This is a genomic window from Acidithiobacillus sp. HP-2 (assembly GCF_015100155.1).
Lineage (GTDB): Bacteria > Pseudomonadota > Gammaproteobacteria > Acidithiobacillales > Acidithiobacillaceae > Acidithiobacillus.
In genome coordinates, this window is record NZ_JACKZA010000013.1 from 33906 (window position 1) to 58257 (window position 24352).

Genomic DNA, 24352 nt, shown 5'->3' on the forward strand with positions numbered 1-24352 from the left:
GGGCAGCGCATTGCCGGAAACCAGTGTATGCGACTGAGGGCCAGCGGCCTAGTGTAGATTATCGGCTACAGCCCCCAAGCCCGCGCCGTTTTTTGGGTTATGCGTCCACATTGGCAAGAAGCGTCGCCGCCGCCTCGTATACGGCCGTGTTGAGATCAATGCCGCCAAGCATGCGGGCAATTTCCTGCTGACGTTGTGCCGCTTGCAGGGGGTTTATGGCGCTGAGGGTTTGACCATCCTGCACCTGTTTTTCAATGTGCAGGTGGTGGTGGCCCTGTGCCGCCACCTGGGCAAGATGGGTGACACAAAGCACCTGCTGCTGCGCGCCAAGGCGGCGGAGCAGGCGTCCTACGCGTTCGGCAACGGCTCCACCAATGCCCACATCCACTTCATCAAAAATCAGGGTGTCAATGCGCTCAGGTGCAGCCAGAATGACCTGCAAGGCCAGACTGATACGCGAGAGTTCTCCGCCGGAAGCTACCTTGGCCAGGGCCTGAGCCGGATGGCCGGGGTTGGCGGTAATCCAGATTTCTGCCTGATCCCAGCCAGAGTCACGCCAGAATTTTTCTTCTTCCGGGTGGCTGGATAAACGTAATTCAACCTGAGCATGGGGCATGCCCAGCTGATGGATTTGTTCGGCAACAGCGTCAGCCAGAGCTTGCTGACGGGCTTGCCGGGCCGTCGTGAGAGCATGGCTGTGTTGAACATAGGTCGTTTTGGCTTTGAGTAAAGTCTGCTCAGCGGCGAGCAGTGTGCTTTCCAGATTTTCTGTTCCCTGCAGTTCCTGACGCAGGGTATCGCGTTTGGCGATTAAGCCCGGCAAGTCACAATGATATTTGCGTTGAAGATCCTGCAACTGTTGCAAGCGTCGGGCAATTTCTTCCAGACGTTCGGGGTCGGCTTCCAGATCGGCCAGATAGCTATGCACATTGGAAATGCTTTCTTCGACCTGGATGAGCGCGGCATTGAGCAAGGCCTCATTTTCCTGCAGGAGGGCATCATGCTGGGAAGCCACGCCGAGATGACGCTGGGCTTCGGCCAGGGCGCGGTTGGCTGGATGCGCTTCCCCTTCCAGGCCTTCCAGCGCTGCCTGGAGGTGTTCGCGCAATTTCTCTACCGCCCCGAGACGCTGTTCCTCGCTGCGCAGGCTTTCCCATTCTTCTTCCTGCAACTGCGCGGCTTCCAGCTCCTGGAGCTGAAAGCGTTGCCAATCGGCCTGCTCATTCTGACGGGTTTGCTCCGCACGTAATTGCTGACAGTGCAGCGTCTGTTCCCGCCACAGCCGATGCGCTTCAGCCACCTGACCCAGCCTGGTTTCCAACCCGGCAAAACGGTCCAGCAGGGCCAGTTGGCGATCGGCGTGGAGCAACTTCTGATGTTCATGTTGTCCCAGCAGCTCAATCAGATACTCACCAAACTCCCGCAGCTGGGTAAGGGTGACGTTGCAGCCATTGATAAAAGCCCGGCTACGGCCATTGCGTTGGAGGACCCGGCGCAGTACACACACCGGTTCATCTGCATTCATATCCTGATCGCGCAACCATTGGCGGGCGGCATGTTCGGAGGCAAGGGCATATTCCGCACTGATTTCGGCCTGCTCGGCACCATGGCGGATACTGTCTGCATGGCCCTTGTCTCCGAGGAGCAGGGCGATGGCGTCCACCAGAATGGATTTGCCCGCACCGGTTTCTCCGGTGAGTACGGTCAAACCCGCATCAAAATCAATGCTGACGCTGTCAATCAGGGCAAAATTGCGAACCTGCAGGCTGAGCAGCATTTAATCTTCTCCCGGTGATTCGGCCCAATGCAGTTTTTCCCGAAGAATCTGAAAAAAGTTTTTCTCTTCTGGATGAATAAAACGTGCCGAGCAGGGGGCACGGCGGATGTGAATTTCATCGCCGACAGCCAGAGGAATGCTACAGTGACTGTCCAGGCTGAGGGCTGCAGGCTGACGGCTGGCGGTCAGGCGGGCACGGATGGCCACGGTATCGGCGACGACCAGCGGTCTTGCGGTGAGGGTGTGCGGGCAGATCGGCACCAGCAGCAGGGCTTCGAGGCTGGGGGATAAAATGGGGCCACCCGCTGACAGTGCGTAGGCGGTCGAACCCGTCGGGGTGGCAATGATGACCCCATCAGCGCGCTGGGTATAAACAAAACGGCCATCCATATGGACGCTCAGTTCAATCATGCTTTCGCCGCCGCCTTTGTGGATAAATACTTCATTGATGGCCAGACCGCTGTGCATTTGTTGATTGTCGCGCCACAATTCGGCATGCAGGACCCGGCGTTGATCCTGCTGATAATGCCCCTGCAAAATGGGCGGCAAGGCGCTTTCTATCTGGTCGATGGACAGATCCGCCAGAAAGCCCAGCCGTCCCTGATTAATGCCGAGAATGGCTATGCCCCTGCTGGCCGTATTTCGGGCCGTTCCTAACAGGGTGCCGTCGCCGCCAATGGCAATAACCAGATCCGTTTCCGCGCGGGCTTCGCTGAAAGCCATCAGCTTCAGGCCGAGGGTATCATTGATCTCGCCAGAACATTGGGTTTCGATAAAAACTTCCCGCCCCTGGGATTGAATGAAATCACGCAACAGGCGTAATCCCGGAAGTACCGAAGGATCACGGTATTTGCTGACGAGCAGGACGCGCTGGAAGGGCTTGGTCATGGGAGTAGCCTACATGGGGGCGCTACAAACGCCAAGAGGAAAATGGCGGTTTTCAGGGTAGGGGAGTTCAGGGCAATAATTACGCCTGCAGCCATCCATAAAAACCGCGTAGCAGAAGATCGGGAACATGCTGGCTGTTGGGGATTTGCGCCTGCCAGAGTGCCGCATCACCCCCGGTCAGTAGCACCCGGGCGCCGGGAAACATCTGCTGAAAATGGGTGATGGCGCCCTGCAAGGCGTCGGCAAATAAATGAAACACGCCGGACTGGATGGCTGCACCCGTACTGTTACCAAGGGCTGCGGCGGGTACGGGCAAATCCATATCGGGGAGAAGTGCCGTGCCGAGAAACAGGGCATGAAGGCTCATGGTGATTCCCGGAAGGATTCTGCCGCCCTGGAAGCGGCCATCGGCAAACAGGTCAATGGTAATGGCCGTACCCATGTCAATGATGATGCTGCTTTGGGCGGGGTAATCCTGAGCTGCAGCGAGCAGGCAGCAGCGTCGATCAAACCCCAGCGTTTCGCCGGGGACATAGGCGTTGGGGACGCGCTGGTTGAATACCGCCAGATCAGGTTCGCGAAGACGTGCTTCGGGCAATAATTCCCGCCAGGTTTGCAACGCCTCCGGCACGACCCCTCCCAGCGCAAAAGTCTCTTCCTCTGCATGAGGGCGTAGCTGTTCCCACTGCTGTAAAATATGCGCAGGATGCAGGGCGGTTGCGGCGCTGATGCTCTGAAAATGCAGACCATCGTTGCTCTGTGCCAGCAGGGTTCGGGTATTGCCAACGGCGATGAATATCATGATGCCAATGGCCGCAGGCTGACGTCGCCAGCACTCAACCATACCGGGGCTTTGTCCGGCTCCTGTACCTGCAGGCGGCCATCCTCCCCAATGCCCAGCACTTCTGCCGGATAATGTCCCCGCACATCGCTGATTTGTACGATCTGGCGCATCATGGGCGCTGCCGCTTCATTCCAGAGCGGCAGAAAGGGTTCCAGGCCGTCGTGATCAAAACGGGCGAAATCCTCCTGCCAGCGGCGAATGATTTGCCCGGCAAGATGGCTGCGGGACAGGTTGACCTGCTGTTGCGCCAGACTCGTGGCAGAGTCCGGCAGGGTAGGGTCGTCGTGCACATTCAGGCCCAGACCAAGCACCAGGCGGTTTTGCCCGGAGGGCAGGCGGCGCGCTTCCAGCAGCAGTCCCCCCAGTTTTTGCCCGCCAATCCAAATGTCATTGGGCCATTTGATCCACAATCCGCTGATACTTTTTTGCAGTACCTGAAAAACCCCCAGACCAGCCACCAGGGTCAGGGCAGGGTTAATGCGGGCCGCCTGCGTCCAGCCATAACTCATGGCCAGATGCCGGCCAAAGGGTGAAGACCAGTGACGCGCCCGCCGCCCGCGCCCGGCCCACTGACTTTCTGCCAGACAAATACCGGGATTGGCTTCGCTGTCCAGCATTTCGTTGTTGGTCGAAGCACAGGCTGGCAGTATCCGGATTTGCGCTTCCGGAATGTTGGCAAAAGCGGCAATTTCCGGGCGGGAAAGGGGCGCGTGAGGATAATCCAGCTGCAGACCCTCTGCAGTCTGGCGCAGGGGTACCCCCCAATGCTCAGCTTCCTGAAGCAGGGCCGTAGGCTCTCCCGCATCATTAACGCACTCGGTATCAGCCAGAATGTCCAGCAGTTTTTGCAGTGCCGCTGTGGGGGCTTCAGGAGCGGATATGGCCGTCTCCCAATACAATCCATTTTTGCAAGGTCAGCCCTTCCAGACCAACCGGACCACGGACGTGCAGACGATTGGTGGAAATGCCAATTTCCGCCCCCAGACCATATTCAAATCCATCTGCGAAGCGGGTGGAGGCATTGACCATCACCGAGCTGGCGTCGACTTCACGCAAAAAGCGTCGGGCGTGGGTATAATTTTCAGTCAGAATGGATTCGGTATGCTGGGACCCATAGCGATTGATGTGCGCAATAGCGGCGTCGAGATCGTCAACGATTTTGAGGGAAATGATGGGCGCCAGATATTCCGTGCCGTAATCATCTTCCGTAGCTGCCACGGCACCTGCAAGGCGTGGCAGGCTCCGTTCGCAGGCCCGGACTTCGATGCCTTTTTCCTGCAGTGCCGTGACGATAGGAAGCAGCAGATCTTCCATGCGATCCTTGTGGATCAACAGGCTTTCGGCGGTGTTGCAGGTGCCCAGTCTTTGGGTTTTGGCGTTGACCACCACTTTCAGTGCTTTGCGGGCATCCGCATCGGCATCGACATAAACATGGCAGTTGCCGTCCAGATGCATAATCACCGGCACTGTGGCATCAGCCTTGATGCGGGAAATCAGTCCTTTGCCGCCGCGCGGAATGACCACATCCACATGAGCATCCATGCTGATCAGCATGCCGACGGCTTCCCGGTCTGCCGTATTGACGTATTGCACCAGATCCAAAGGTAATACCGACTTACCCAAAGCCGCCCGCAAGCGTTCGGCAATAGCCATGTTGCTGTGCAGGGATTCCGAGCCACCGCGCAAAATGACCGCATTGCCCGACTTGACGCAGAGACCGGCGGCATCAGCCGTGACGTTGGGACGTGACTCGTAAATCATGGCAATCACCCCCAGCGGCGCCCGCATATGACCGACCTGGATACCGCTGGGGCGATAACGCAAATCCGTGATTTCACCAACAGGATCGGGAAGTGCGGCAATTTCTTCGAGGCCCCGGGCCATTGCCTCAATGCGCGTCTCATCCAGTCGTAAACGGTCAATAAAGGCAGCATCCTTGCCCGCCTCTTCGGCACTGCGCAGATCCTTGCGATTGGCACGCTGCAGATTATCGGCATCACGCCGTAAAAATTCTGCCATCAGGCGCAAGGCCTGGTCCTTGGCGGCACTATCGGCGCTTTGCAGACGCCGTTGGGCGCTGCGGGCCCGTTCGCCAATTTTTTCCATTTCCTGGTGCAAATCCATCATCAGTCTCCTCTTTCGTGTCAGTCTGGCTGACATGAGTTCAGCGAAGAACCTTTCGTGTCGGGCAATATATGGCCTGCCAATTGGGGATTCATTCGCGCGGATATTGGATCTATTGTGCCGTTCTCAGGCTGATCCGGCAATTCGCAGGCATAAATCGGTCAGGGCGGGCCAGACCGGAGTAGGGTCCTGACCCTTGATGCGGGCGTCAATTTCAAGGCATTCACGGATACCCGCCAGCAGGCTATGACCCGGCAAACGCCGCGCCGCCGCGCGGAACCAGTTCTGGCGGGGAGGGAATACCCGGTTCTGGCGAAAAACCTGATCAACGTCCACATGGGCAGCGCGTAATTCCGCCAGTATCCGCAAATCCTTGTGGAGTGCCCAGAGACAAAGGGCCGGTTCACCGTCGCCACTGCGCAGACGATCAATAATGCGCAGAATTTGCGTTGGTTCAGCGCGCAGCGTCGCATCCGCCAGATCATAAATATTGAACTGGCTGCTGTCGGCCAGTACGTTACGAATAGCGGCAACATCCACCGCCTGCCCCGGATAAATCTGCTGCAGCCGTAAAATGGCCTGATGGCAGGCCCCAAGATTGCCCGCACTCAGATCCGCCAGCAACTGGATGGCCTCGTCATCTGCCGACATTTTTTGCAGTTTGAGGCGTTGTTCTATCCAGCGGATCCAGTCCGCGCCTTCGGGACGATACAACAACAGGGTCTGGCCGTGGCTTTCCAGGGCCTTGAACCATTGCGTTTTCTGGACGCTGGCATCGGGGCGTGGGCCGCTGAAGACGAGCAGGGCATCGGGGGGCGGCGAAGCCAGCCAGTACTGCAGGGCGCTGACGCCTTCCTTGGGCAGCTTGATGCTGTCCAGACGCAGGAGGAGCAGGCGTTGTTCAGCGAAAAGCGAGCCAGCATCCCGCTCATCCCGCAGCGCATCCCAAGGGGCGGAGGAATGATTCAGCCGTTGGCGTTGGGCAAAACCCTGTTCTGCAGCAACCTGGCAGAGTGCTTCTTCAGCTTCCTGCAAAAGCAGCGGTTCATCAGAGAACAAACCGTAGACGGACGCCAGCTTACCCTGCAGGTGTCCTGACCACTGTCCCGGCTTGAGTCGCATCTCAGCCGCCGGACTGACGGACGACCGGACTGTTCAGAACCCGCCGGAGAATCTGCCGGGCACCCTGCTCCATCAGCAATCTTTCCATGCGAATTTGTTGCTCATTGGTAGCCAGAGGGTTCCCGCTGTTATAACTGAAACTGTTTTCCACCAGCAGCGACTGGGCGGGAAGAATGATTTTTTTCTGATGATCCATGACGCTGAATTGCGCATGGAGGGTGTCCAGAAATTCCAGAGCCACGCCGCTACTGGGGCTGATGCTGATAATCCTTTGCGAGACATAGGCATTATCAATGTGCAGGACAGGACCATCCGCACGGCTGTAATTACCGTCGCGCTGCAATTCGCGGTGAACGGCTGCGGCCAGGGTGCCGCCACTGGGACCGCTGCCAGAGACACGTATCCCCTGCAACTTGGCCGGAACGGTTGATCCGGTCTGCAAATGAAACCCGCAACCTGCCAGCGCGAGCAAAAGCAGGCTCAACAACCCGTAAATGCCACGCTGGCGCCATGCTTTCATCCCAGCACCAGATTAACGAGGCGGCTCGGCACGATAATGACCTTGCGCACGGTTTTACCTTCCAGATGACGCTGCATGGCGGGGCTGGCCAGCACCGCCTTTTCGATGGCCTTATTGTCCGCTGCGACCGGAAAATCCATTCGTTCCCGCAATTTCCCATTGACCTGGATGACCAGGGTCAGCGTGTCTGACTTGAGTGCCTCGGGGTCGGCGCTGGGCCATGGGGTATGGATGATATTGCTTTTCTGGCCCAATACTTCCCAAAGTGTTTCAGTCATGTGCGGGGCAAAAGGCGAGAGCATCAGCACAATGGCACGCAATCCCTCGCCCAGTACGGCACGCAAGTCTTTGGGCGCATCAGCACCGACTTTCATGAGGCCGTTACTCAGTTCCATGATGGCGGCAATAGCCACATTAAAATGGTAACGACCTTCCATATTGCGGCTGACGCGTTCAATACACTGATGAACAGCACGACGCAGATCTTTCGCCTCGTCAGATAATTCTGCCGGTACCATCAGATTCTCTGCCCCATATTCATGGACCAGACGCCAGATACGGCTCAGAAAGCGATGCGCCCCTTCTACAGCCGCATCAGACCACTCCAGATGTTGTTCGGGGGGGGCCGCAAACAAAATGAAAAGACGGGCAGTATCCGCACCATAGCGATCAATGAGTCCTTGAGGGTCAACGGTGTTCCCCTTGGATTTACTCATTTTACTGCCGTCTTTCAGCACCATGCCCTGAGTGAGCAACTGCTTGAAGGGTTCATCGTGCACAGCATCTGCAGGTAACAATCCCACATCCCGCAGCAGGCGATTGAAAAAACGGGCATAGAGAAGGTGCAGTACGGCATGTTCCACCCCGCCTACATATTGATCCACCGGTAACCACTCGGCGGCGCGCGCATCCAGCATGGTATCAGCATCAGGACAGGCGAAACGGGCGTAGTACCAGGAACTTTCCACAAAAGTATCCATGGTATCGGTTTCACGCCGCGCCGGAGCCCCGCAGCGCGGACAGGGCACATTCAGAAACTCCGGATCATCCAGCAGGGGAGAGCGGGGGTCCTTGAGTTGATAATGGGTGGGGAGCACGACCGGCAAGTCCTGCTCAGGAACCGGCACCACGCCACAATGTTCACAATGAATCATGGGGATGGGCGTACCCCAGTAACGCTGACGGGAAATTCCCCAGTCCCGCAGACGGTAATTGATGGTTTTCTGGCCCAGACCCCGTTCGGCAACGGCCTCGGTGATGCGGGTTTTTGCCTGCACACTATCCAGACCGTTGAAGTCTCCCGAATGCAGCAAAGTTCCGGCACCTGTGTAGGCTTCAGTCATGGCGGCTGCTTCAAGCGGCGCAGATTCTGCCGCAATGACAATCTGGATGGGCAGCCTGTATTTCTGGGCAAACTCGAAGTCACGCTGGTCATGGGCGGGCACGCTCATCACGGCCCCTTCTCCATAACCCATCAGCACGAAGTTGGCCGTCCAGACCGGCAGTTCAGCGCCGGTCAAGGGGTGTTTGACGAACAGGCCGAGAGGGTGTCCTTCTTTTTCCTGGGTTTCGATGCTGGCTTCGGAAACTGAGCCATGCCGGCAACGCTCCAGAAATTCAGCCAGAGCCGGATTCTGCTCTGCCGCCTGCAGGGCCAGCGGATGCTCCGGCGCTACGGCCAGATAAGTGGCGCCCATCAGGGTGTCGGGGCGCGTCGTGAAGACCTTGATAACCCCTTCTCCGCTCGCCAGGGGAAAATGAATTTCCGCCCCCTCAGAGCGCCCGATCCAGTTGCGCTGCATGGTCAACACCTGTTCCGGCCAGCCTTCATTCAGGGTATCCAGACCCTCCAGCAATTCTTCGGCGTAGGCGGTAATGCGCAAAAAATACTGAACAATTTCGCGCCGCTCGACGGGGGCACCGGAGCGCCAGCCGCAACCATCCACCACCTGTTCATTGGCCAGCACCGTCTGGTCAACCGGATCCCAGTTGACGGTACTGAGTTTCTGGTAAACCAGACCCTTTTCCCAGAGCTTTAGGAACAGCCATTGTTCCCAGCGATAATAGTTGGGGGTGCAGGTCGCCAATTCCCGTGACCAGTCGTAGGATAATCCCAGCCGCTGCAACTGCCCGCGCATGTGGGCAATGTTGTCCATGGTCCACTCGGCCGGGGCTAGACCGTTTTTGAGAGCCGCATTTTCGGCAGGCAAACCAAAGGCATCCCAGCCCATGGGTTGCAGGACATCCTTGCCGCGCATGCGCTGATAACGGGCGATGGCGTCGGCAATGCTGTAATTGCGCACATGGCCCATATGCAGTTGTCCCGAAGGATACGGAAACATGGCCAGAGCATAGAATTTTTCCTTGCCGGGCACGCTGGCTGCACGGAAAGACTGCTGGTCTTGCCAGCGTTTTTGCACTGCCGGCTCAAGGTCTTGGGGGGAATAGGCGGGTATATCCATGGATTCTGTTGTTCAGCCGATATGTTGAAGTGGCACAAAGGTTGCCACAGGCACCCGAGTGGCGCAATGTTCCAGCGCGAGGAACGGTCCCCTGCCATTGGCGCATTGTCCCATGCAGGTTAGACTAACCTCCGACAGCAATTAAAATATCGAATTTGGAGAAAACATGGCTGAATTGCCAGAACTGGAATTACTGAAACAAAAATTACGCCGCAACATCCTCAACAAGCGGGTCAATGTCATGCAGGTGCACAACGCCAAAGGCGAGTTGCTGACTGATGGCGCAGGCATTGAAGAAGCCGCTTTCAAGGGCAAACCAATTACCGATTTGCATCGCTATGGTCAGTACCTGTTTCTGGAATTGGCGCGCAAAGATATTCTGGCCATGCAGCTGGGTGGCGAACTCACTGTCGATTTGGAGCGCGGGCCTGCCCAGGCAGAAAGCGAAGAAGAAGCGCGGGCCGTTCTCGAAATTCAGATTAATGGATATCAGCGCTTACGTCTGCATGGCACGCAGTTAGGTAATCGCCTGCGGATGCTCGACGAAAACAGCGATGTGGATTTTCTGACCAAGCTTGGGCCCGATCCTTTGATGGTGCATGGCGAAGGGCTGGCGGTTTTGCGTGAAGCATTGTCTCGTCGCCGCAGCGCCCTGCGCAATATTCTCCTGGATGATGCTTTTGCGCCGGGTATTGGTGCCATATGGGCCGATGAAATCCTGTATCAGGCGCGCCTACGCCCTGATCGCACCGCCCCCAGTCTGATGGACGAAGAGCGCGACCGTTTTCTGGAGCAAATTCCCAAGGTGCTGGACCGGGCAGTTCGCTGTCAGGCCAAAACCAATTTGCTACCCAAAACCTTTCTCACCCGGCACCGGGAAGACAACCAGTGTCCCGGCTGCGGTGCCGCCCTCGAAACCCTGTCGGTAGGTGGTAAAAACGCGCTGTTTTGCCCGGCCTGTCAAAGCTGAGTCAATCTGTCCCGGTCTGGTAGCGTCTGCCCGACCTTACTTGTGTTTCCACGGCAGACCGCTGGCTTTCCAGCCCTCGACTTTGCCGCGTTGACCCTGGTGGTCCGGCTTACCCTCAAAGCCCCCCAGAATGTTGTAGCAGTGGTGATAACCCAAGCCAGCCAGATGCTCGGCAGCCGCCAGCGAGCGGCCGCCGGTACGGCAAAGCAGCAGCAGGAAATGGTCGGGCGTCACTTCTTTTTTGATCTGCTGGTCAAAATCCGGATTGGGCGTCATGCCGGGATAATTCTGCCAGGGAATATGTTTACTCCCTTCAATCATACCCACGAAATCCAGCTCCGGATGCGAGCGGACATCCACCAGCACAGCGTCGGGATGCTCGCGAAGCAGCGCGTGGGCTTCTGCAGGGGTCATATCCCCGGCATGGCGTTTGCCTGCAGCCTTGGCGCGTTTATGGGCTTTTTCAAGAATTTCTGCGGTACTCATGGCGGTTGTCATGTTCATGTCGATCTCCTCATAGCGGGATCATGCTTATCCCTGCCTTTCATTGTCAAATATAGCACGCCCTGCTGAATTTTAAGGCGACCTCACGGCCGAAACTGTTTTTGCTGAAGTTCTTTGACGCATTTGAAATGCTTGGTATTTGCACTAAAAAGAACCTCACCTTCCTCAACGGCTGTTGCGGCCAGTAGAGCATCTGCCACACCAATTCCGTTTGCCAAGGTGTATTCCTCAATGTAGATTGACGCCCTGTGACCGATGTTCTCTGACAGTGGAAGGGTTGAAAAACCAAAATCCTTTAAAAAACCTTTAATTGTATGAGCCTCCTGTTTGTTTTTTGCACCCTGCAACAATTCCATGTAAGTCACCAAGGAGATATTACGAACTTCTTCTGCATCAATGGCTTCGGCAGCTTTGATGTTGCCTCGGAAGTACCAAATAAGGACATCAGTATCAAAGATCATCGTGTCTCCGACGTCTCAGGCTCTGAACCTGCTCTTCAACGGTGCTTGAATCTGAATGCTTGGCCCATAGGCCAAAAGCCTTATGCTGCGAAGCCGAGACGCTTTTTCCGGGTATCCTATTATCAATAGGCTCCATGACAGCGGCGGGCTTTCCACGATAAAGAACGGTGACACGCTCCTTTCGGCTCAATGCCTTGATAATTTCTGCAGATTTTTTTCGCAGGTCAACGAACGATGCTTCCACACTTGCAGCCTCAATAAGTATACACTGCAACTGTATACTTACATTGTCAGCGAAGACAAGAGGTTCTCAGTGTTTGCCCAACGGGAAAATTCAGCGGCGTGATTTTTGCGTCCGCTGGGATGCTTTGTTAGCCATTAAATCCCGAAGTCCGCCAGACACATATTTATGCAGGACGCTGGATACCAATGTTTGATATGGAATCCCTTCTTCAAGGGCTCGCCTTTGAAGTGACTCTAAATCATGGCTGGAAATCCGGATGTTAATCCGCTTATCCTTTTTGAATGTTTCCTCGGCAGCCGCTTGCAGCATTTTTATACGCCCGGGCGTGAGCACAGATTTGAACTCTCCCGCTTCAAATTCTTCGAGAATTTCTTCTTCCTCTTTGCTTAGTTTAGGCTCAGTCATGATTTCTCTCCAAGATACTGTTGGGTCGCCTTTCTGCTCGGAATTACTGTTTTCAAGAAAATCTCTTTTCGGTTTTCTACATAGGGTACAAGATGCACATAACCATCTATGTCGATCACAAATATACGTTGACTCGGATATTTGTCTCTGTTTGGATGCTCAATATCGTCCAGCAATGCGCCTTGCTGTAAATAGAAAACGACGTCCTCAAACGAAACCCCACGCTCTGAAATAAGCTGTTGGTTTTTCTCAGGATTCCAGTTGATCGGCTTCATGACGTACAGTATAACCCAAATGTGTGCCTTTTGGCATCAGGCTGGAGGGTTTTAAGGTATGAGCGAGATCGAAAGTTACATGATTAGGGGCTGTACAATTTGCGCAATGGTATTGTTGGGAATATTCCACCGCGCGCCTTCCCGCCGTGCCTCCAATGCCTTATATTCAGGTCACATACATAACAACCACTGACCGCAAGAGACACGCATGTTCGAGCAGGCCTTCAAGAATATCGATGACATCCTCCACAAAGATGCAGGCTCCTCCAGCGAACTTGATTACACCGAACAGACCTCCTGGCTGCTGTTTTTAAAATACCTGGATGCTCTGGAGCAGGACCGGGCCATGCGGCGTCTGTCAAGGTAGTTGTCGCGTCCCCCATTTTTTAAGTAACCTTTTTATCCTGCCGCTGCGGGTTCAGATCTACCGCACCGACGGGTGTCCAATTGCGTGTGTGGCCTGACCAGCGCGCTGGGTTTCTCGCCTTGGCCGCCTCATAGAGGTCATGGCGCCTCGTCAGCAGTGCATGATCCTCGCCCCGATGGCGCTGGGCGGGGGTGACGAAGCGAATGCGGCTGTGACGATGCTCATGGTTGTACCAGGCGATGAAGTCACGCACCCAGATCCGGGCAGCTTCAAGGCTTGCAAAGCCGCTTTCCGGCCACTGTGGGCAGTATTTCAGCGTCCGGAACAGCGACTCTGAATACGGGTTGTCATTGCTGACCCGTGGTCGGCCACGGGATGGCGTGATCCCCAGATCATAAAGCTTGGCCAGCAGGGTGGATGATTTCATCGGGGCACCATTGTCGGAGTGCAAGACCAATGGCTGCCGCCAGCATTGCTCCACCATAAAGCCCCTTTGGATGAGCGCAGCGGCATACTCGCCACTCTCCTCCGTATGGACCTCCCAGGCCACCGCCTTGCGGCTGTATAAATCCTCAAAGAGGTAGAGATAGTAGTACTGCCCCCGCACCGGCGACGGCAGTAGAGTAAGAGACGGGGCGTAGTCGAAACTATTTCCCCGCCTCTCCTCCCCGAACCGGACTTGCACCTCTCAGCGCATCCGGCTCTCCGTTCAAGTGTTGCTCATAGCAAAGGCGACATCCTTATATCTCGACTCGATGGTACGGCATATTTCGTCGCGCATGATGTACGGATTTTCCGAGGGATTACGCCATGTAAAGCGACCTTTTCGACTAGTGACAAGGCGCCGAAGCGCCACCACCCCATACCATCCCCGACTATTCTGGCCCTGCATCACCCAGGTCTTAGCCCGCCCCGGCTCCGGCGCCCGGATATGGTCACGCATCAGCGATCTAAAACTTCGCCGATATTTTCGCGCGAGCCAATGGCCGAATTTCCAGAAGACGACGCGGTCCAGACGGCTAAACAGGGTCGCCGTGTAGTCGGTATATTGGTAAAAGGCAGCCCAGCCGACAAGTTGCCGATTCAGGCTTTCCACCAGATCCATCCGGTTCATGCTGTAATTGCCCGACAGTTGTTTGGTTAATCGCGCGGCAAAACCCCGATACTTCTCCCACGGAATGGTCGTCACAGGCCGCATGCGGCCGCGTGGTCCGCGCTTGCGGATAATTCGGTGGCCAAGAAAGACGAAACCATCGTTCACATGCGTGATATGGGTCTTTTCCATATTCAGCGTGAGCTTCAATCCGCCTTCGAGGAATTCCCGGCATGCCTCACGTATGGTTTCGGCATGTGCTCGAGTTCCCTTGACCACGATGACAAAGTCATCTGCATACCGACAGTAGGAGACTGCTGGTTTCCACTGCCGGTTCTCTCTCGCAGCGATGGGCCGTTGCTTGAGAATGCCGAAGTTCCACGCCCACCGGTCCTTCCGTACCTTCTTGTTCAGATAGTTCGCTTCCATCCACGCATCGAATTCATGCAGCATGATGTTGGATAATAGCGGTGAGATGACACCGCCTTGCGGAACACCTTCACTGGCAGCACGAAATAAACCGCGATCAACGCAACCTGCTTTGATGAACTTCCAGAGCAGGGCAAGGAAGCGCTGATCGGCAATCCGTTTGCGGATTCCACGCATTAGCAAACGGTGGTGAACTGTGTCGAAGTAGCTGGAGAGGTCACCCTCAATAACCCAGCGTCCGGCGGTACTCTGTTCATCACCGTCCTGTAATTGCAGCTTCACCGTACGGATCGCGTGGTGTACGCTTCGGGCTGGTCTGAAGCCATATGACGCCGGGTGGAAGTCACTCTCCCAGATCGGCTCCATCGCCATCAGCATGGCCCGTTGCACGATGCGATCCCTGAGACTCGGGATGCCGAGCGGTCTGAGCTTGCCGTTTGCTTTGGGGATATATACGCGCCGTGCCGGTAGCGGGCTATAGGTGCCCATCATCAGCTCTTCGCGTATCGCCGTCAGCTCCTGCTGGAGATTCCGCTCCATCATGCGCTTATCGACCCCATCCACACCCGGTGTGCGGGCTCCGCTGGAGGCCAGCGTAATGCGAGCCGCTTCACTCAGCCAATCCTGGCCAGCAATCAGTCTCAGGAGTCGATTGAACTTGCGCTCTTTGTTCTCCGTCGACCATGTCGCCAGTTTGCTTTGCATTTCACTGATTATCAAAGGTCTTCACCTCACTATGGTCAGTTAATCCACCCAGCAAACCACTTCAACTGCCCCCCTTCGCCATGTGACCGGCTTTCCCGATCTCGGACTACTACAGGGGCTCCGCCAATCTGCACAGCATCGGGGACCTACTCCCTTGGCATCTGTACAGACCTTCCCCAGTTCACATGCCGGACTCAACGCATGGGCGAGGTTGCCTGTCGCAGTCTTTATCCTTGCTTGCCGCAAGTCGTCGCGGGCACCACGGTCTAGCTGCGCGCTCCCCGTGGTTCCGTGCTGTCCGGCATACATGTCCAGCCAGCATTCGCATCGCCGAGCCATACTTGTACCCAGCGACAGCCCACGCCCTGCCTCATAAGCGGTGTAGGCAGTGGTGACATTTCAACCCTCAGATGCGTGTAAACAGGTTCGTGTTCCTCAACCGTCCCATGCTCAGCCTAGAAGCTCATCTTGGCGTAACCGCTTCGCCGCAAGCCCCGTTTCCCACGGACTTCGTCACCTTGCCAGTGTCGGCAAGTCACCGCCGCTTCGGCTCACTTCCTCTCACAGCAGAGAAAGGGCAGACCCAGTGATTACAGTAACAAACACATTGGGCTCTGCATTCCAAACATGCTCAAGCAGCTTTACCCCCAAAAGGGCGGGCTACGCTGGCTGGGCGTACAGTACGTGATATCCCAAGACCAGACGGTATTGGCTGCGGTGGCCGTATGGGTGGTGGGTAACTTCCCTTTGCGGGGCGGGTGCGCACGACCCCGTCGTGCGTTCATACCTTCGGCCTTGAGGATCCGGTAGAAAGTGGACTCTGATGCCAGATAAACCCCCGCATCCGCCAGCCGTGGCACGATCTGGGTGGGTGGCAGGTGTGCGGTATCCGGACGATGACAGGCGTCCAGCACTTCCTGCACCTCGGCTTCACTCAGCTTGTTGCTGGGTGCCGGTCGTTCCACCGTCGTGCGGGCATCCGCCTTCACCATTCCCTGCTCCTCTGTCCATCGCTGGACGGTACGTAATGATAAGCCCGCTTCTGTGCTGGCCCGCGACCGGCGCGCACCACTGTCAGCCGCTTCCTGTATCCAGGCGATCAATTGTTGCCGCTCCAGGACCGGGGTTAATCTTCCCCGATGTCGTCCCCCCAGAGGGCGTTCAATTTTTTTCGCAAGATCAGCAGCGCAGCCGCCTCGGCTAAGGCCTTGTCTTTGCGACGCAGTTCCCGCTCCAACTCACGAATCCGTTTCTGGTCTGCACGACCTTGCGCACCCGCTGTCTGTTTCTGTTGGGTGGCGGTCTGCTGCCCAACGATACAGGCATGTTTCCACCCTTTTACCTGGTCTGGATACAGCCCTTTCTCCCGGCAATATGCGCTCAACTCCACCTCGGACAGCAGTGCCGTTTCCACCACCGCTGCCAACTTGGACTCGGCAGACCAACACTCTGCGGTCTTCTTGGTCACTGCACTCATCGTCCCACTCGCTATCGCCTGCTTACGCCAATGGTACAGCGTCACATCAGAAATCCCTTCCTGTTTGGCCAGTTCTGGCACAGATAAACTGGTGGGCGGTAACATCTTCTGCAATACAGCGGCCTTACGTTCTGCTGAATAACTCTTCATCTCGATAATCCACTTTCCGCCCCCACCCTACACCTGACTCCATTTCAGAGAGGCGACAACTACCCTGACACCGGGGGGAACTCTGACCAGCCGGGATGCTCGGTCGGCTGCCATATGCTGCGGATGAACTCCATGGCTTGTTCAGCGCCCCAGCGGTCGCGACTGACCAAGTAAAGGGAGCAGAAGGCACTGACTCGGTAATTGGCAGCGCAGTGCACATGGACCTTCTTTTCATGAACCCGATCGAGCGCTTCCGAGAACTGCAAAAAATTCGAGGATGTGGGCCGCTTGAAGTCAACGGGTATATAGATGTACTCGATCCCTTGCGATTCAACGGTATCCCGCTCATACGGAATGGCGTACTCACTTGTGTCCGGAAGCAGGTTGACGACGACTTCATAACCTTGCCCCCGAAGGGCCTTCAGCCCATCAGGATGCACAATCCCGGATGTTGTCAGCCTCTCGGTGATTCTGCGAAAGTTGTAACTCGCTTCGATGTCCATGCTTCGCTCTACTTAATTCTTACGCCCAACGCAATTTAGATTCTGAAATGCTACCACCAAAGCATTGTCTAATGCAATATCAGTAGCAATCAACATGCTGTATATTAACGATATTTCCCATTGCGCAATAATTTAACAGCCTAAAATTTCCCAGATGAAAAACACCCAACCAGATCCCAGCAACCCGCCCAAGCTCCTGGATTAGCTGCGCGCCCGCATCCGGACGATGCATTACAGTATCCGCACTGAAGAAGCTTATACTGATTGGGTGCGGCGTTTTATTTTGTTCCATCGGAAGCGCCATCCTCAAAATATGGGGGCCGCTGAGGTGGAGGCTTTTCTGAGTTACCTCGCCAATGAGCGTCACGTTTCGTCATCCACTCAAAATCAGGCCAAGGCAGCTCTGCTTTTTTTGTACAAGCAGGTGCTGAATATAGATCTGCCCTGGTTGGATAACATTACCAATGCCAAGCCTTCGCAGCATCTGCCCGTTCTGGTGCACAAAGACGCCATCATATTCACGAGGCGTCGGTGCAGAGAGCCATACGCACGGCGGCGAGTCGGGCAGGTATTGTAAAGCCGGTCACACCCCATGTGTTACGGCATTCTTTTGCCACCCATTTGCTGCAGGCGGGTTATGATATTCGCACCGTTCAGGAACTACTGGGCCATAAGGATGTGAGTACCACCATGATTTATACCCACGTCCTGAACAAGGGTGGTCGCGGTATTATCAGCCCACTCGACCAATAAAAAGTGTCAGTAAAAGGGGTGACCTGCCAGACAACAATTTAAAATTTATAGGTAACCTTTATCCAAATATAGATAACTTCCCTTTTCCCGTCCTTCCGATTCTCTCTCAGACGCCGTTTTGACCTTCTGGCTCTGGAGAAAATCATGGAAAACACCAGAAATCGCGATGAACTGCAATGTTTCATCCGTGACATCCCCCTGCCCCGTCTGCTGGAGGATAACGGATGGGAACTTGACCGCAGGGAAAGCAGCCGCAACGCCATGAAATATCGGGCCGGAAACGATGTGCTCATCGTGGGCCAGAAAGAGGGGCGATGGGTATATTTCAATCCACTAAACAAAGAGGACAATGGCACCATTGTCAATTTTGGACTCAACCATATTGACCCCAATCTTGGTCATGTACGCCAGATGCTCCGGCCGTATCTGGGCGAACCACAGAACTGGTCTCCTCCCAGAAATCTGATGACGTCACCAACAGCCGGTGAACGGGAAGAAAAAACAGAGCTTCGTTCTGAATGGAAAAGCCTGCCCCCGTTACAGGGCAAAGCCAGCAATTATTTGCAGGCGCGGGATCTTCGTCCGGAAACCCTGAAAACCTATGCCCGCTCCATCCGGACGGAGCGTATCAAACACCATGAAAACATAGCGTTCGCACATGTCCGTTTTCTGGAAAGTCAAAATATTTTTCAGATATCAGGTTGGGAGCGCAAAGGCCCCGGGCGGGATGGCAAATCTTTCTCAGGATTCTCCGGAAACAAAGGGATTGCCGTTTTCGCTCACAAGGATCGGGATCCCAATCAGCCGACTGCTCAGATTCATCTCTGCGAGGCCAGCATTGATGCCTTGAGCAAGGCGCAGCTGGACGAACTGCCCCGACAGGATTTTTATGTTTCTTTAGGCGGCGGATGGGGACGAGAAACAGAACGGGCACTGACCGCCCTGATTGAGCGTCAACAACCGCAAGGCATTGTCATCGGCCTGGACGCAGACGAAACCGGTCGCACCAAATCCGCTGAACTTCAGAGCCTGCTGACCCAGCATCGTGACAGTAACGGAAAGAATTACGAGATTATCACGGTCTTTCCAGAAGGGGCCAAAGACTGGAACGAGTTGCTGCAACAGTTTTCCGGGCAACCGCATCTGCACACGTTCAAAGTTGAAACCATTGACCAGACGCAGGAAGACGTCATCGCGACCATTCGGGATATGCACACGGGCAAGTTACATGTATCGGCTGTCGGATTACCGCTCCCTGGAACAAGTGATGTGCATATTCTGGGTCTCGATTTTGAACAGCAGAATCTGATGCTTTCTTCTGGTGGAGAAATAAAAACCGGCACGCTATACGCGCCCGATGAACAGGGAAAGCAAGGGGTATTCGTAGAAACAATCCCTGCACAGCCTTTTCCCGACCCCGAAGAAGACGTTGAGAATAATCTGGAGATATAGGAGCACCGATGTATTACCACCACGATTACGGGATAGGACACATGCTGGTTTCAGCCATCATTCATGGGCTGATCTATGGATTGATTTTCAGGATATTCCAGCTGATCGGCCTGCCTGGATCCCTTTTATTTACCGTCCTGATAATCGCGGCTCTCTGGTTCTGGCTGGGTCGCAAATCCAGGGGAGTTCGACTTTGACGAAAGCACAGCATCCGGGATTGGATAACCCCAAAATCACGCTGCGCGTCGATCAGGTACCGCCCGGGTTGGAAATGCCGGTCAGGATGGCTGCGCGGCAACTGGCAAGACAGATTGGCAAAGATGTTTTTCTGTTTATTAACGGCAAAGAGGTTCCGATCCTCGCCGATTTTCAAAAGCATTAGGAGAAATTTATGCGTCTGTTCATTGCCGAAAAACCTTCAGTAGCCAGAGCCATTGCTCAGGGACTGGGTACCCCACAAAAAATGGATGGTTTTCTGAAGGTCGGGGATGACAACATCACCTGGTGTTATGGTCATCTGCTAACACTCTGGACTCCGGAAGAAGTCATGTCTGGCAAACCGGGAGAAAAGCAGTCCATTCCTGCCAGTGCTCTTCCTGTCCTGCCTTCCCCTTTTCGGCTGCGCCCCCGTGATGCGGATGCAGCAAAGCAGGTCCGTAAGATCGGTAACCTGCTGAAGCATGCACGGGAAGTGGTTCACGCAGGAGACCCGGATCGGGAGGGACAATTACTGGTTGATGAGGTCCTCCAGTATCTTGGCTGGAATGGCTTGACCCGGCGGCTTTGGCTTTCAGCGGTGGACCCGGAGTCCGTGAAGAAGGCGCTGGTATCCATGAAGGACAACAAAGCCATGCAGGCCCTATCATGTTCTGCAGAAGCACGCTCTCAGGCTGACTGGCTGGTCGGCATGAATGCCAGTATTGCCCTGTCCAGAAATATCCAGGCCAAAGGTGGCTCTGGTATTTGGTCCATTGGCCGGGTACAGACCCCCACTTTGGTCCTGATTGTCCGCAGGGATGAAGAACTGCGCAATTTCCGGTCACGGGAATTCTTTCTGGTCGTGGCACATCTCTCAAATGGTGTTCGCGCCAGATGGCAGATGCCGGAAGATCAGGCAGGCCTTGATGAGGAAGGCAGGCTGACTGACCGCTTGCCAGCCGAGGCCATTGCACGGAAAGTTTCAGGCCAGCAGGCCACCGTCACGGCCTTTACCAGGAAGGAAGGCAAGCGCGAAGCTCCGCTTCCCTTTGCCCTGTCTGATCTGCAGAAAGCGGCCAGCGCCAGATATGGACTGTCTGCCGCGCAGGCACTGGAGGCGGCACAAAAACTTTATGAAGCGGGCATAACCACCTATCCCAGAACCGATTGCGGCTATCTGCCCGAAGAACAGCATGCAGATGCGTCCAGAATCCTTCAGGCGTTGGGCATCAGCGGAGCCGACCCACAACGCCACCATCCCGCCTGGAATACCGCCAAGGTTGAAGCCCATCACGGCATCATTCCCACTGGCCAGCCGCTCCCTGCGACTGCCAGCCAGGCCATGGCGAATGTGTATGGGCTGATCCGGATTGCTTACGGGCAACTGTTTTTCCCACCAGAAACCTTTGAGCAGCGCGAAGCCAGCTTTGAGATTGCTGGTGAGACTTTTATTGCCCGATCGAAAGTCATTACCGATCCGGGCTGGACCAGCCTCGGGAAAGCGTCAAAAGAGGAAGATGGAGAAGAAAAGCCGGCAGATGACGAAGAAGGCGGAAATATTCCGATGTACCAGAAAAATGAAAAGACGCACTGCGAGCAGGCTGAAGTGGTTTCAAGAACCACAAAACCGCCCAAACCGTACACGGACGGCACACTGATTGCGGCAATGACCCGGGTTCATGCTTTTGTGGATGATCCAAAACTGAAGGCAAGGCTCAGGGAAACATCTGGCATTGGTACCGAAGCTACCCGGGCAGGCATCATCGAAACCCTGCTGAAACGCGAATACATCGAGCGGAGAAAAAAGGAATTACGTGCTACTGAGCAGGGCGTGCAGCTGGTTCAGATGCTGCGCACGGTTGCCCCGACGGTCGTTGACCCAGGCACGACAGCCATCTGGGAGGATGGGTTGGCCAGCATTGCGGTGGGCCGACTCAATGCACAGGTTTTCATGCAAAAACAGATGGAGGCCGTGCGTTCCATTACCAGACGGATACTGGATGCGGAACTGCCCGGTATGGCCCCCAAAGCATCCGGGTTCACCTGTCCTCTATGCCAAAGTGCGCTGGTTCAGAGGACCAGCCGCAGGGGAACCCCTTTTTTTTCCTGCCTTGGTACAGACTGCCATGCCGCGTTTTTTCAGGAGAAAGACGGTAAGCCGGGAGCGCGCATAGGTGACCCGGAGACCAAAACGCCCGAATCTGAAGGGCCTGCCTGCCTCATATGCAACACGCTCACTGGCCGTTTTTCAACTGCAAAGGGCCATGGCTATTACCGTTGTCTCCAAGGGCATGGTTCCTGGTGGGACGATAATGGGAAATTGGGAAAGAAGTGGGAAGACAAGCCCCGTAACAGCGGGAAATCAGGACGCAAGTAAGGAGAACCATCATGCAATTGAGTGAAAAAATAGCTCTGGTCGAAAAAGAGCGGGCCAAGGGTGTCATCATCAATGGCGAGCGGGACATCATTGATGCCGCTGGCGAAATTGCCGGAGGTCAATCATGAGCAGTCAGGTCCTAATTGTGACCATTGAAAGCATCCCCGGCTACCGTATCAGCGAAGTGATGGGAACTGTTTATGGCACCGCCGTACGATCCAGGAATTTTATCGGTAATCGCATGGGTGGAATTGCCGCCATTTTTGGAGGGCGCCAGACTGGGGCTGGCAACATGATCAACCAGACCCGTGACGATGCGCTGGCCCAACTTCTACAAAGTGCGGAATCAGCTGGAGCCAACGCCGTTTTGGGTATGCGTTTCGATTCCGGAGAATTCGACTCTGGACAGGGTCAGGTCATGGAAGAAGTCACGGCCTATGGCACGGCTGTGGTTCTGGTTCCGGAGGGGTAATGCATGCGTTCTGGCCGGATCTGACAAAGCCGGCAATTATCACCCCAAACCATACCAGTTATCTGGATGGGCCGGTGTTGGCCATGCTTGCACCCAGACCCATCCTCTTTGGGGTGGATCTGGAATTCTCAACCCGAGCACCATGGCGCTCCATGCTGCTGGGTATTGGACAAATTACCATGTGCCGGATGACGCCCATGACTCCCGGTTCCAGCTATGGGCTGCGGGAGATGTTGCGTTACCTGCGTGCTGGCGGGTGGGTTTGCCTGTTTCCGGAAGGCGGCATCGAAACAGGTAGGAGTTATCCAGGATCCCACTGGCTAGCGGAACGGTCTGGTGCGGTAATTCACCCGCTTCTGGTGCGCTCTGCAGGTGTTGGGAAGGTCAAAATACCCTATAATATATCTTCGGGTTGATGCCAGTATGGCCATGATTATGCACAACTCAATAAAGGCGTGGTTAAACCCTAACTTCCAGTGCAGGAAAAGACATGGATAGATCAAAGTCCGAAAATGTCAGTGCATCAGCTTTTCTCAAATTGCTTGCTCCCAGATACGTCTGGTGGAAGTCTCCTGAAGATGCCCTGCGGTTTCCGGATCGCCTTATTGCACAAATCATGGATATCGGCACCTTTGAGGATATTCAGAGTCTGACCCGGTTACTGGGAAAGGATCAGTTGATTGAAATGTTGCGGCATGCGGAACCTGGTTGGTTTCGTCCACAGTCATGGGCATACTGGCACTATCGGTTACGACTCACGAAGGCAACAGAAACCCTGCCTCCGGAACCACAAAGAAAATTCGCTTAAGTTTATCGGGTGCCAGATCTATCTTCTGGTTATCCAGTTGTTAACGGACAAAAAAGTATCATCCTGGGTGGCGCCCCACCTTTGCCTTTTCATCCTGGCGCCTAAGGACATCCCTTGTGCTTGCGCTACACCCAATGACACATAAGCAGCGGAAGCGGCCATTCAGTGAACTAACTAGTGTAGTGTTGCATTCTGTTTGCTGCTTAAGTGGCTGTTGGCGCGAATGACCTTTTGCAGGATGTCGCGGGCGGTTTTGGTCCAGATGAAGGGTTTGGGATGGGTGTTGTGGTGGTCGATGTACCCCTCAATGGCCTGGATGAGTTCAGGCACACTGGTGAACACCCCACGACGTAACCGCTGGGTCGTGATATCCCGAAAGAAACGCTCGACCATGTTGAGCCAGGATGCCGAAGTGGGCGTGAAGTGCATGTGAATACGCGGGTGCTTGTCGAGCCACGCCTGTACTACCGGGTGTTTATGGGTTGCATAGTTGTCGGCAATCAGATGCAGAGCCTTGTCCTTGGGCGTCTGCCGATCAATTTTCTTCAGGAACTTCAGCCATTCCACATGGGTATGGCGCTGTTGACACTGTCCGATGACCTGACCATCCAGCACGTTGAGTGCGGCAAACAAGGTCGTGGTGCCATTACGTTTGTAGTCGTGGGTCATCGTTTCTGCGCGGCCCTTTTTGAGGGGGAGTCCCGGTTGGGTCCGGTCCAGGGCCTGTACCTGACTTTTTTCATCCACGCAGAGCACCAAAGCATGTTCCGGGGGAGACATATACAACCCCACAATATCTTCCAGCTTTTCCACTAAATGCGGATCACGTGACACTTTGAAACCACGCAGCAGATGGGGCTTGAGGCCATGCTTGCGCCAATGCCGCGACACACTGGCGGCACTGACACCCAGTTCTGCCGCCATACTGCGCGTACTCCAGGAACCCAAAGTACAGCCAACTCTAAACATAAC

Annotated in this window: 22 protein-coding genes and 4 pseudogenes; 9 read left to right on the forward strand and 17 right to left on the reverse strand. The window is 55.2% G+C overall.

What is annotated here, in order from left to right; all coding sequences use genetic code 11:
- Positions 1–97: 97 nt before the first annotated feature.
- From recN to leuS, 8 genes are all read right to left on the reverse strand, one after another.
- The gene (recN, locus tag H7F11_RS11420; RefSeq protein ID WP_193650922.1) at positions 98–1777 is read right to left on the reverse strand and encodes a DNA repair protein RecN; all 1680 of its coding nucleotides are present in this window, start codon (positions 1775–1777) and stop codon (positions 98–100) included.
- On the reverse strand, positions 1778–2665 hold the full coding sequence (locus tag H7F11_RS11425; RefSeq protein ID WP_193650923.1) for an NAD(+)/NADH kinase: 888 nt from the start codon (positions 2663–2665) through the stop codon (positions 1778–1780).
- A gap of 79 nt (positions 2666–2744) precedes the next feature.
- Positions 2745–3509: a type III pantothenate kinase gene (locus H7F11_RS11430; protein ID WP_193650924.1), complete on the reverse strand. Its 765-nt coding sequence runs from the start codon at positions 3507–3509 to the stop codon at positions 2745–2747.
- A complete protein-coding gene (locus H7F11_RS11435; protein WP_193650925.1) occupies positions 3464–4408 on the reverse strand; it encodes a biotin--[acetyl-CoA-carboxylase] ligase in 945 nt (314 codons plus the stop codon). The genes H7F11_RS11430 and H7F11_RS11435 overlap by 46 nt, the downstream gene beginning before the upstream one ends.
- Complete coding sequence (locus tag H7F11_RS11440; protein WP_227485453.1) at positions 4377–5636, reverse strand: glutamate-5-semialdehyde dehydrogenase; 1260 nt, start codon at positions 5634–5636, stop codon at positions 4377–4379. The genes H7F11_RS11435 and H7F11_RS11440 overlap by 32 nt, the downstream gene beginning before the upstream one ends.
- A 123-nt stretch (positions 5637–5759) precedes the next feature.
- Complete coding sequence (gene holA, locus H7F11_RS11445) at positions 5760–6755, reverse strand: DNA polymerase III subunit delta (protein ID WP_031572519.1); 996 nt, start codon at positions 6753–6755, stop codon at positions 5760–5762.
- Between the two features lies 1 nt (position 6756).
- Positions 6757–7275, reverse strand: a complete 519-nt coding sequence (lptE, locus tag H7F11_RS11450) for an LPS assembly lipoprotein LptE (RefSeq protein WP_193650926.1) — start codon at positions 7273–7275, stop codon at positions 6757–6759.
- On the reverse strand, positions 7272–9737 hold the full coding sequence (gene leuS, locus H7F11_RS11455) for a leucine--tRNA ligase (protein ID WP_193650927.1): 2466 nt from the start codon (positions 9735–9737) through the stop codon (positions 7272–7274). The genes lptE and leuS overlap by 4 nt, the downstream gene beginning before the upstream one ends.
- A gap of 166 nt (positions 9738–9903) precedes the next feature.
- On the opposite strand from leuS, the gene H7F11_RS11460 reads away from it, so the two are divergent.
- Positions 9904–10707: a DNA-formamidopyrimidine glycosylase family protein gene (locus tag H7F11_RS11460; RefSeq protein WP_193650928.1), complete on the forward strand. Its 804-nt coding sequence runs from the start codon at positions 9904–9906 to the stop codon at positions 10705–10707.
- A 36-nt stretch (positions 10708–10743) separates the two neighbouring features.
- On the opposite strand, the gene H7F11_RS11465 is transcribed toward H7F11_RS11460, so the two are convergent.
- The 4 genes from H7F11_RS11465 to H7F11_RS11480 form a co-directional block, all read right to left on the reverse strand.
- Entirely contained in the window at positions 10744–11211 is a 468-nt protein-coding gene (locus H7F11_RS11465) for a rhodanese-like domain-containing protein (protein WP_227485454.1), read from the reverse strand.
- A gap of 83 nt (positions 11212–11294) precedes the next feature.
- On the reverse strand, positions 11295–11672 hold the full coding sequence (locus H7F11_RS11470; protein WP_193650929.1) for a type II toxin-antitoxin system VapC family toxin: 378 nt from the start codon (positions 11670–11672) through the stop codon (positions 11295–11297).
- Between the two features lie 334 nt (positions 11673–12006).
- On the reverse strand, positions 12007–12321 hold the full coding sequence (locus tag H7F11_RS11475; protein ID WP_193650930.1) for a CopG family antitoxin: 315 nt from the start codon (positions 12319–12321) through the stop codon (positions 12007–12009).
- A complete protein-coding gene (locus H7F11_RS11480; protein WP_193650931.1) occupies positions 12318–12596 on the reverse strand; it encodes a BrnT family toxin in 279 nt (92 codons plus the stop codon). Before H7F11_RS11480 ends, H7F11_RS11475 begins: the two co-directional genes overlap by 4 nt.
- Before the next feature lie 208 nt (positions 12597–12804).
- Here H7F11_RS11480 and H7F11_RS11485 point away from each other — a divergent pair, with 208 nt between their 5' ends.
- The gene (locus H7F11_RS11485) at positions 12805–12963 is read left to right on the forward strand and encodes a type I restriction-modification system subunit M N-terminal domain-containing protein (RefSeq protein ID WP_193650994.1); all 159 of its coding nucleotides are present in this window, start codon (positions 12805–12807) and stop codon (positions 12961–12963) included.
- A 19-nt stretch (positions 12964–12982) separates the two neighbouring features.
- On the opposite strand, the pseudogene H7F11_RS11490 reads toward H7F11_RS11485, so the two are convergent.
- From H7F11_RS11490 to H7F11_RS11505, 4 genes and pseudogenes are all read right to left on the reverse strand, one after another.
- A pseudogene (locus H7F11_RS11490) lies at positions 12983–13591 on the reverse strand (transposase); the annotation flags it as partial.
- An 81-nt stretch (positions 13592–13672) separates the two neighbouring features.
- Positions 13673–15205 carry a group II intron reverse transcriptase/maturase gene (gene ltrA, locus H7F11_RS11495; RefSeq protein ID WP_215880846.1) on the reverse strand — a complete coding sequence of 511 codons (1533 nt, stop codon included), beginning with the start codon at positions 15203–15205 and terminating at the stop codon, positions 13673–13675.
- Positions 15206–15870: 665 nt separating this feature from the next.
- A pseudogene (locus H7F11_RS11500) lies at positions 15871–16817 on the reverse strand (transposase); the annotation flags it as partial.
- A 59-nt stretch (positions 16818–16876) separates the two neighbouring features.
- Positions 16877–17320: a protein tyrosine phosphatase family protein gene (locus H7F11_RS11505; protein WP_193651737.1), complete on the reverse strand. Its 444-nt coding sequence runs from the start codon at positions 17318–17320 to the stop codon at positions 16877–16879.
- A 205-nt stretch (positions 17321–17525) separates the two neighbouring features.
- On the opposite strand from H7F11_RS11505, the pseudogene H7F11_RS17275 reads away from it, so the two are divergent.
- The 7 genes and pseudogenes from H7F11_RS17275 (at position 17526) to H7F11_RS11545 (ending at position 23380) form a co-directional block, all read left to right on the forward strand.
- Positions 17526–18073 (forward strand): annotated as a pseudogene (locus H7F11_RS17275) (phage integrase N-terminal SAM-like domain-containing protein).
- A 144-nt stretch (positions 18074–18217) separates the two neighbouring features.
- Positions 18218–19525 (forward strand): toprim domain-containing protein, encoded by a 1308-nt coding sequence (locus H7F11_RS11520; protein WP_193651739.1) that lies wholly within the window; start codon positions 18218–18220, stop codon positions 19523–19525.
- Positions 19526–19718: 193 nt separating this feature from the next.
- Positions 19719–19907 carry a hypothetical protein gene (locus tag H7F11_RS11525; protein WP_193651740.1) on the forward strand — a complete coding sequence of 63 codons (189 nt, stop codon included), beginning with the start codon at positions 19719–19721 and terminating at the stop codon, positions 19905–19907.
- 9 nt (positions 19908–19916) lie between these two features.
- On the forward strand, positions 19917–22100 hold the full coding sequence (locus tag H7F11_RS11530; RefSeq protein ID WP_193651741.1) for a DNA topoisomerase 3: 2184 nt from the start codon (positions 19917–19919) through the stop codon (positions 22098–22100).
- Positions 22101–22224: 124 nt separating this feature from the next.
- On the forward strand, positions 22225–22572 hold the full coding sequence (locus tag H7F11_RS11535) for a YbjQ family protein (RefSeq protein WP_193651742.1): 348 nt from the start codon (positions 22225–22227) through the stop codon (positions 22570–22572).
- On the forward strand, positions 22572–22988 hold the full coding sequence (locus H7F11_RS11540; RefSeq protein ID WP_193651743.1) for a lysophospholipid acyltransferase family protein: 417 nt from the start codon (positions 22572–22574) through the stop codon (positions 22986–22988). Before H7F11_RS11535 ends, H7F11_RS11540 begins: the two co-directional genes overlap by 1 nt.
- 74 nt (positions 22989–23062) lie before the next feature.
- Positions 23063–23380: a hypothetical protein gene (locus H7F11_RS11545; protein WP_193651744.1), complete on the forward strand. Its 318-nt coding sequence runs from the start codon at positions 23063–23065 to the stop codon at positions 23378–23380.
- 174 nt (positions 23381–23554) lie between these two features.
- Here the strand turns inward: H7F11_RS11545 and H7F11_RS11550 are convergent.
- A pseudogene (locus H7F11_RS11550) lies at positions 23555–24319 on the reverse strand (IS630 family transposase); the annotation flags it as partial.
- Positions 24320–24352: the final 33 nt, after the last annotated feature.

Bases quoted from the DNA above. Each gene is read 5' to 3' on its own strand.
- H7F11_RS11425 (WP_193650923.1), bottom strand. From the start codon at position 2,665: ATGACCAAGCCCTTCCAGCGCGTCCTGCTCGTCAGCAAATACCGTGAT.
- H7F11_RS11530 (WP_193651741.1), top strand. From the start codon at position 19,917: ATGCGTCTGTTCATTGCCGAAAAACCTTCAGTAGCCAGAGCCATTGCT.
- H7F11_RS11465 (WP_227485454.1), bottom strand. From the start codon at position 11,211: ATGAACATGACAACCGCCATGAGTACCGCAGAAATTCTTGAAAAAGCC.
- H7F11_RS11430 (WP_193650924.1), bottom strand. From the start codon at position 3,509: ATGGTTGAGTGCTGGCGACGTCAGCCTGCGGCCATTGGCATCATGATA.
- H7F11_RS11470 (WP_193650929.1), bottom strand. From the start codon at position 11,672: ATGATCTTTGATACTGATGTCCTTATTTGGTACTTCCGAGGCAACATC.
- H7F11_RS11535 (WP_193651742.1), top strand. From the start codon at position 22,225: ATGAGCAGTCAGGTCCTAATTGTGACCATTGAAAGCATCCCCGGCTAC.
- H7F11_RS11540 (WP_193651743.1), top strand. From the start codon at position 22,572: ATGCATGCGTTCTGGCCGGATCTGACAAAGCCGGCAATTATCACCCCA.
- H7F11_RS11545 (WP_193651744.1), top strand. From the start codon at position 23,063: ATGGATAGATCAAAGTCCGAAAATGTCAGTGCATCAGCTTTTCTCAAA.
- recN (WP_193650922.1), bottom strand. From the start codon at position 1,777: ATGCTGCTCAGCCTGCAGGTTCGCAATTTTGCCCTGATTGACAGCGTC.
- lptE (WP_193650926.1), bottom strand. From the start codon at position 7,275: ATGAAAGCATGGCGCCAGCGTGGCATTTACGGGTTGTTGAGCCTGCTT.
- leuS (WP_193650927.1), bottom strand. From the start codon at position 9,737: ATGGATATACCCGCCTATTCCCCCCAAGACCTTGAGCCGGCAGTGCAA.
- H7F11_RS11480 (WP_193650931.1), bottom strand. From the start codon at position 12,596: ATGAAGCCGATCAACTGGAATCCTGAGAAAAACCAACAGCTTATTTCA.
- H7F11_RS11475 (WP_193650930.1), bottom strand. From the start codon at position 12,321: ATGACTGAGCCTAAACTAAGCAAAGAGGAAGAAGAAATTCTCGAAGAA.
- H7F11_RS11520 (WP_193651739.1), top strand. From the start codon at position 18,218: ATGGAAAACACCAGAAATCGCGATGAACTGCAATGTTTCATCCGTGAC.
- H7F11_RS11505 (WP_193651737.1), bottom strand. From the start codon at position 17,320: ATGGACATCGAAGCGAGTTACAACTTTCGCAGAATCACCGAGAGGCTG.
- H7F11_RS11460 (WP_193650928.1), top strand. From the start codon at position 9,904: ATGGCTGAATTGCCAGAACTGGAATTACTGAAACAAAAATTACGCCGC.
- H7F11_RS11485 (WP_193650994.1), top strand. From the start codon at position 12,805: ATGTTCGAGCAGGCCTTCAAGAATATCGATGACATCCTCCACAAAGAT.
- H7F11_RS11440 (WP_227485453.1), bottom strand. From the start codon at position 5,636: ATGATGGATTTGCACCAGGAAATGGAAAAAATTGGCGAACGGGCCCGC.
- holA (WP_031572519.1), bottom strand. From the start codon at position 6,755: ATGCGACTCAAGCCGGGACAGTGGTCAGGACACCTGCAGGGTAAGCTG.